This is a genomic window from Pseudomonas donghuensis (assembly GCF_000259195.1).
In the GTDB taxonomy this organism is placed as follows: Bacteria; Pseudomonadota; Gammaproteobacteria; order Pseudomonadales; family Pseudomonadaceae; genus Aquipseudomonas; species Aquipseudomonas donghuensis.
The window spans coordinates 334,717-341,329 of sequence record NZ_JH650758.1 but is presented as its reverse complement, the minus strand read 5'-3'; the positions used below and the strand labels follow the sequence as shown (position 1 = coordinate 341,329).

Genomic DNA, 6,613 nt, shown 5'->3' with positions numbered 1-6,613 from the left:
GCCAGCCATGACGCGCCACGAGCGTGGCCGGGGTTGGCGCACTTTCTCGAGCATCTGTTTTTTCTCGGCACTCAACGCTTCACGCTGGAAGACGGCCTGATGCGCTACGTGCAGCACCACGGCGGTCAGGTCAATGCCAGCACCCGTGAGCGCACTACCGAGTTCTTCTTTGAAGTACCTCAGGCCGCGTTTGCCGGTGGCCTGGAGCGTCTTTGCGACATGCTCGCGCACCCGCAGTTCGGGCTTGAGCGGCAACTGCGCGAACGCGAAGTAATCCATGCCGAGTTCATTGCCTGGTCGCGCAACGCACAAATGCAGCGGCAGTTTGCCTTGCTTCAGGCGGCCGGCCGCGAACATCCCTTGAGCGCTTTTCAGGCGGGCAATCGTTACAGCCTGCAGGTCCAAAGCCCGGCGTTCCAGGCGGCCCTGCGAGATTTTCATCAGCGCTTCTATCAGGCCGGGCAGTTCACCCTGAGCCTGAGCGGGCCGCAGAGCCTTGCACAGCTGGAGGCGCTGGCGCGTCGATTCGCACGTGTGTTCAGCGCCGGGACGACAGTGCAGCAGGCGCTACCACCGAGCTTCAACGGCCAGGCGCCGCTGCTGATGGGTGACAAGCGGCAACTGGATGTGTTGTACCCGTGCGATAACCTTCACCCAGGCGTTGAGCAGGCCATCGACTTTCTCGCAACCTGGTTGAGCGACACCCGGCCTGGCGGGTTATCGGCGACGTTGCATGAACGGGGTTGGCTGGAGCATTTCGAGTTTTCATCGCTCTACAGCTTTGCCGGCCAGGCCCTGCTGCATGCAGGCCTGAAGCTCAACGATGCAGCCAGCGTCGATCAGGTCCTGGCCCTGCTGAGCGACTGGCTGGCGTTTTTGCGCAGCGCCGACCTGAGCGACATCAACCAGGAATACGGCCGATTGCAGCACTGTCGCGAACAGACCGCCAGTGCCTTGGAGCTGGCTCGCCGCGATAGCACCGGGCAACACTTCAAGGCACTGGATGAGCAAGGGTTTGCAGCGCTCGAACGGTTGCTCGACACCCTGCTCGATGGCCAGGCGCAAACACCGCTAGAACCCTGGCGACTGCCCGCTGCCAATCCGCTGCTGAAGATAACGCCCGTAAGCGTTCCTGCCACCGCAGCGCCCGACGGCCTGACCCTGTCTCCTCTGCTCCCACCCACACGCCAGCACGGCGTTGTCTACCTGCGCTGGCAACTGACCTCAGCCTTGCGTGAGCGCCTCTGGCAGGTGCTCGATCGGGCCCTGCAACCACTGCGCGAACAGGCAGCCCAGGCTGGCGTACACCTGCACTGGAGTGCCTGCGACACCTACTGGCAGTTGCGCTGCGCCGGTAACGGCGCCGTGGTGCCCACGGTTATCGACCATGCGCTGGCAATCCTGCGGCTGCCAGCGAGCCAAAGCTGGACACCCGCCGCCGCCGAGCAACCCGATTCGATGCCTATCCGGGCCCTGCTCAGGCAGTTACCGGAGCACGTGCTGGGCCGCGTGGACGAGCCGTTACCGGCCTGCACCATCAGCCAGAGCAATCTTGATGCACTGTGGGAGTATTCAACCTGGCAGGGGCTCTCGAGCGGTTTCGGCTTTACCGAACAACAGGCACTGAATCAGGCCCTGGGGAAGGTGCCTGGGCGCGCAGGCAAGCAGCTGCCCCCCCGAATAGAGGCTTTACGCCGCTGGCAAACGCTGCCGCCGCCGGCCAGCGAACACGCGCTTTTGCTGTTTTGCCCGGTCCCGATCGAACACCAAGCCGCTGCCCGACTCCTTGCCCAGCAGTTGCAAGGGCCGTTCTATCAACGGCTGCGAGTCGAGCTGAATTTGGGCTACGCGGTGTTCAGCGCCTTCCGTCAGATTGAAGGCTGCAATGGCCTGCTGCTCGGCGTGCAGTCGCCGTCGGCCAGCCATGCCGAGATCATCGGGCACATCCAGGCAGTGCTCGATGCCCTGCCTGCCACGCTGAGCTGCAACACTGCGGATAAACAGGCACTGGCCGCGCAGTTCGACGAACAGGCCATGGCCAACAATGACGTTGCCGAATGGGCCTGGCAGGCGCATCTGGCCGGTCAGCAGCAGCCGTTGTTGAGCGATCTGCAAGCGGCGATCCTGGCAGTCGAAATGCCACAACTGCAGCGCCTGGCCCGCCAGACGAGCCAGGCCGAACAAGGCTGGCTGTGCCTGGCCAATGGTCCGGCGCCCACTGGAAACTGGCACTGACGCTGGCGATTCTTACCGTCCCTGTAACGACGTTTATCTTAGATTTAACCATTCAGTTCGTATTTTTTTAGTAAGATAGCGCAATCTCGGCTATGGGAACCCCTCATCTGGAGGGTGGACTAAATAAGTAGCTGGCAAACCCCAGACCTATCCGGAAGGAGTAATCCCATGTGGACCAAACCTGCTTACACTGACCTGCGTATCGGCTTTGAAGTGACCATGTATTTCGCAAGCCGCTGAGCCTGCTTGCGGTACAACGCCTCGGTCCGCCGGGGCGTTTTTATTTCAGCACGCGGCAGGAGTGGCCATGTACATCCAGATTCTAGGTTCCGCCGCCGGTGGCGGGTTTCCGCAGTGGAACTGCAACTGCGCAAACTGCAAAGGCTTTCGCGACGGCAGCTTGCGCGCCACGGCGCGTACCCAGTCATCGATTGCCCTGTCTGACGATGGCGTTCACTGGGTACTGTGCAACGCCTCGCCGGATATTCGCGCGCAGCTGCAAAGTTTTGCCCCCATGCAACCGGCCCGCGCCCTGCGCGACACCGGCATCAACGCCATCGTCCTGCTCGACAGCCAGATCGACCACACCACCGGTCTGCTCAGCCTGCGCGAAGGTTGCCCGCACCATGTCTGGTGCACCGACATGGTCCATCAGGACCTGAGCACCGGCTTCCCGCTGTTCACCATGCTCAGCCACTGGAACGGCGGCCTGCAATGGAACCGCATCGAGCTTGAAGGCAGCTTCGTCATCGACGCCTGCCCGAACCTGCGCTTCACCCCCTTCCCGCTGCGCAGCGCCGCACCGCCCTATTCGCCGCACCGCTTCGACCCACACCCGGGCGACAACCTCGGGCTGATGGTCGAGGACCTGCGCAGCGGCGGCAAGCTGTTCTACGCCCCGGGCCTGGGCCAGGTCGACGCCAAGCTGCTGCAGATGATGAGCGAGGCCGACTGCCTGCTGGTCGACGGCACCCTGTGGGAGGATGATGAAATGCAGCGCCGCGGTGTCGGCACCCGCACTGGCCGCGAGATGGGCCACCTGGCGCAGAACGGCCCAGGCGGTATGCTCGAGGTACTGGAAAGCTTCCCGCGCCAGCGCAAGGTGCTTATCCACATCAACAACACCAACCCGATTCTCGACGAGGACTCGGCCGAACGCGCCGAATGTGCCCGGCGCGGCGTCGAAGTGGCCTTCGACGGCATGAGCATCACCCTCTAGGAGCCGACATGAGTGACGCCAAACCGCTGTCCCCCGCCGAATTCGAACAGGCTCTGCGCGCCAAGGGCGCCTATTACCACATCCATCATCCCTACCATGTAGCGATGTATGAAGGCCGTGCGAGCCGCGAGCAGATCCAGGGCTGGGTCGCCAACCGCTTCTACTACCAGGTCAATATTCCGCTGAAGGATGCCGCGATCCTGGCCAATTGCCCGGACCGCGAAATTCGCCGCGAATGGATTCAGCGCCTGCTCGACCATGACGGCGCTCCCGGTGAAGACGGCGGCATCGAAGCCTGGCTACGCCTGGGCCAGGCTGTCGGCCTCGACCCGGAGCAACTGCGCTCCCAGGAACTGGTGCTGCCCGGTGTGCGTTTCGCCGTGGATGCCTACGTCAACTTCGCCCGCCGCGCCAGCTGGCAGGAAGCGGCCAGCAGCTCGCTGACCGAACTGTTCGCCCCACAGATCCACCAGTCGCGCCTGGACAGCTGGCCACAACACTATCCGTGGATCGACCCGGCCGGCTACGAGTACTTCCGCACCCGCTTGGGCCAGGCCCGGCGTGACGTCGAGCATGGGCTGGCGATCACCCTGCAGCACTACACTACCGTTGAGGGTCAGCAGCGCATGCTGGAGATCCTGCAGTTCAAACTGGACATTCTCTGGAGCATGCTCGATGCCATGAGCATGGCCTACGAACTGAACCGCCCACCGTACCACAGTGTCACCCGCGAAAGGGTCTGGCACAAAGGAATCGCCTTATGAGTTTCGATCGCACGCACGTCCCGGTCTGGCGCCCGGGTTATCGCTTCCAGTACGAACCGGCACAAAAGGCTCATGTGCTGCTGTATCCGGAAGGGATGATCAAGCTCAACGAGAGCGCCGCGCTGATCGGCGGGCTGATCGACGGCCAGCGCGATGTGGCCACGATCATCGCCGAGCTGGACAAGCAGTTCCCCGGTGTACCCGAGCTCGGTGACGACATCGAGCAGTTCATGGAGGTGGCCCGTGCCGAACACTGGATCGAGCTCAAATAACCTGCCGGCAACGCCCGAAGTCGGCCTGCCGCTGTGGCTGCTCGCCGAGCTGACCTACCGTTGCCCGCTACAGTGCCCGTACTGCTCCAACCCCCTGGACTTCGCCGCCCAGGGTCAGGAACTGAGCACCGAGCAGTGGTTCAGGGTCATGGCCGAGGCGCGGGAGATGGGCGCGGCGCAATTGGGGTTTTCCGGTGGTGAGCCGCTGGTGCGCCAGGACCTTGCCGAACTGATCGGCGAAGGCCGGCGCCTGGGCTATTACACCAACCTGATCACCTCCGGCATCGGCCTGACCGAACAGAAGATCGCCGCCTTCAAGGAGGCCGGGCTGGACCATATCCAGATCAGCTTCCAGGCCAGCGACGAACAGGTCAACAACCTGCTGGCCGGCTCGAAGAAGGCCTTCGCGCAGAAGCTGGACATGGCCCGGGCAGTAAAAGCCCATGGCTACCCGATGGTGCTGAACTTCGTCACCCATCGGCACAATATCGACAAGATCGATCGCATCATCGAGCTGTGCGTGGCCCTGGAAGCCGACTTCGTCGAACTGGCTACCTGTCAGTTCTATGGCTGGGCGCACCTCAACCGCGTCGGTCTGCTGCCAACCCGTGCCCAGCTCGAACGCGCCGAGCGCATCACCAACGAATACCGGGCCAAACTGCAGGCCGCCGGCAACCCCTGCAAGCTGATCTTCGTCACCCCGGACTACTACGAAGAGCGCCCCAAGGCCTGTATGAACGGCTGGGGCAGCGTGTTCCTCACCGTCACCCCGGACGGCACCGCCCTGCCCTGCCACGGCGCCCGCCAGTTGCCAGTGCAGTTTCCCAATGTGCGTGAGCACAGCATGCAGCACATCTGGTACGACTCGTTCGGCTTCAACCGCTTTCGCGGTTACGACTGGATGCCCGAGCCATGCCGCTCCTGTGACGAGAAAGAGAAGGACTTCGGTGGCTGCCGCTGCCAGGCGTTCATGCTCACCGGCGACGCCAGCAATGCCGACCCGGTTTGCGCCAAGTCGGCCGAGCACGGCATCATCCTCAAGGCTCGTGAAGACGCCGAGCATGCCCACCAGACCATCGATGAGCTGACCTTCCGTAATGAGCGAAACTCCCGTGTCATTGTCCGCAGCTGAGCGTTTCAGCGCCGCCCAGGCGGTCGCCGCCGGTACCGATTTTGCCGAGCTGCGGGTGACGGCCCAAGGATTGTTCTGGAACGAATTTCGCCCCAGCGATGGCGCCTGCCGGATCTGGCACTGGCGCGATGGCCTGGCCCGTTGCCTGACGCCCAATGGCTTCAGCGTACGCAGCCGGGTCTATGAATACGGTGGCGGCAGCTTCTGCCTGAGCGACGATGGCCTGGTGTTCGTCAACGAGGCCGACCAGCAGCTGTATACCCAGGACCTCAACGGCGGGTTGCCGCAGCCGTTGTCCGAGGGCGTGCGGCGCTACGGTGATCTGCGCTGGGCCAATGGGCAGGTGCTGGCCGTGGAAGAAAGCCATGGCCCCGGGGCAGTCGCGCATCGCCTGGTCGCCATCGCCAAGGGCAGCCGTGAAGTGCTGGCCGAGGGCGCCGACTTTTACGCCTCACCAACCCTGAGCGCCGATGGCTCGCGCCTGGCCTGGATTGAATGGAGCCGCCCCGAACAACCATGGACAGCAACCCGGCTGCTTTGCTGCCAACGCCAGGCAGAGGGCCAGTGGGGCACGCCGCGCTGCATCGCCGGTGAAGAGGGCCCGCAGCAATCCCTGCAGCAACCCCGCTTTGACGCAGCCGGTCGTTTGTATTGCCTGTCCGATCGCAACGGCTATTGGCAACCCTGGGGTGAGACGGCAACAGGCTGGAGCCCATTGCCAGCCGCCGCCGCCGACCATGCCGGTGCGCCCTGGCAACTGGGCGCCAGCACCTGGCTGCCGCTGGACGAGCAGCGCTACCTGGCAAGCTGGTTCGATAACGGCTTCAGCCGCTTGGGCGTCTGTCATCTCGATGGTTCGGTAGAGGACTACAGCACAGACTACAGCCGCTTTCGCTGCCTCGACCTGGACGAGCAGCACCTCTATGCCATTGCCGCGTCGGCCATCAGCCCACCCGCCATCATCGCCATCAATCGCCACAACCATAAGGCC

The 6,613-nt window shown here is 63.5% G+C and carries 7 protein-coding genes; all 7 read left to right on the top strand.

Features of this window, described 5'->3' with window-relative positions; genetic code table 11:
- Positions 1–2,235 (top strand): pyrroloquinoline quinone biosynthesis protein PqqF (gene pqqF / locus UW3_RS26590; RefSeq protein WP_010221423.1); only part of this gene is annotated, 2,235 nt, incomplete at its 5' end.
- Positions 2,236–2,403: 168 nt separating this feature from the next.
- Entirely contained in the window at positions 2,404–2,475 is a 72-nt protein-coding gene (gene pqqA / locus UW3_RS28090) for a pyrroloquinoline quinone precursor peptide PqqA (RefSeq protein WP_008365141.1), read from the top strand.
- A gap of 67 nt (positions 2,476–2,542) precedes the next feature.
- Positions 2,543–3,454 (top strand): pyrroloquinoline quinone biosynthesis protein PqqB, encoded by a 912-nt coding sequence (gene pqqB, locus UW3_RS0106140; protein WP_010221422.1) that lies wholly within the window; start codon positions 2,543–2,545, stop codon positions 3,452–3,454.
- An 8-nt stretch (positions 3,455–3,462) separates the two neighbouring features.
- Positions 3,463–4,218, top strand: a complete 756-nt coding sequence (pqqC, locus tag UW3_RS0106135) for a pyrroloquinoline-quinone synthase PqqC (RefSeq protein ID WP_010221421.1) — start codon at positions 3,463–3,465, stop codon at positions 4,216–4,218.
- Positions 4,215–4,490 carry a pyrroloquinoline quinone biosynthesis peptide chaperone PqqD gene (gene pqqD, locus UW3_RS0106130; RefSeq protein ID WP_010221420.1) on the top strand — a complete coding sequence of 92 codons (276 nt, stop codon included), beginning with the start codon at positions 4,215–4,217 and terminating at the stop codon, positions 4,488–4,490. The genes pqqC and pqqD overlap by 4 nt, the downstream gene beginning before the upstream one ends.
- Positions 4,462–5,622, top strand: a complete 1,161-nt coding sequence (gene pqqE, locus UW3_RS0106125; RefSeq protein WP_010221419.1) for a pyrroloquinoline quinone biosynthesis protein PqqE — start codon at positions 4,462–4,464, stop codon at positions 5,620–5,622. Before pqqD ends, pqqE begins: the two co-directional genes overlap by 29 nt.
- A partial coding sequence (locus UW3_RS29300; protein WP_420220024.1) for a TolB family protein occupies positions 5,588–6,613 on the top strand: 1,026 nt, incomplete at its 3' end. The genes pqqE and UW3_RS29300, both read left to right, overlap by 35 nt.

Coding starts and splice junctions, on each gene's coding strand:
- pqqB (WP_010221422.1), top strand. CDS start 2,543: ATGTACATCCAGATTCTAGGTTCCGCCGCCGGTGGCGGGTTTCCGCAG.
- pqqC (WP_010221421.1), top strand. CDS start 3,463: ATGAGTGACGCCAAACCGCTGTCCCCCGCCGAATTCGAACAGGCTCTG.
- pqqD (WP_010221420.1), top strand. CDS start 4,215: ATGAGTTTCGATCGCACGCACGTCCCGGTCTGGCGCCCGGGTTATCGC.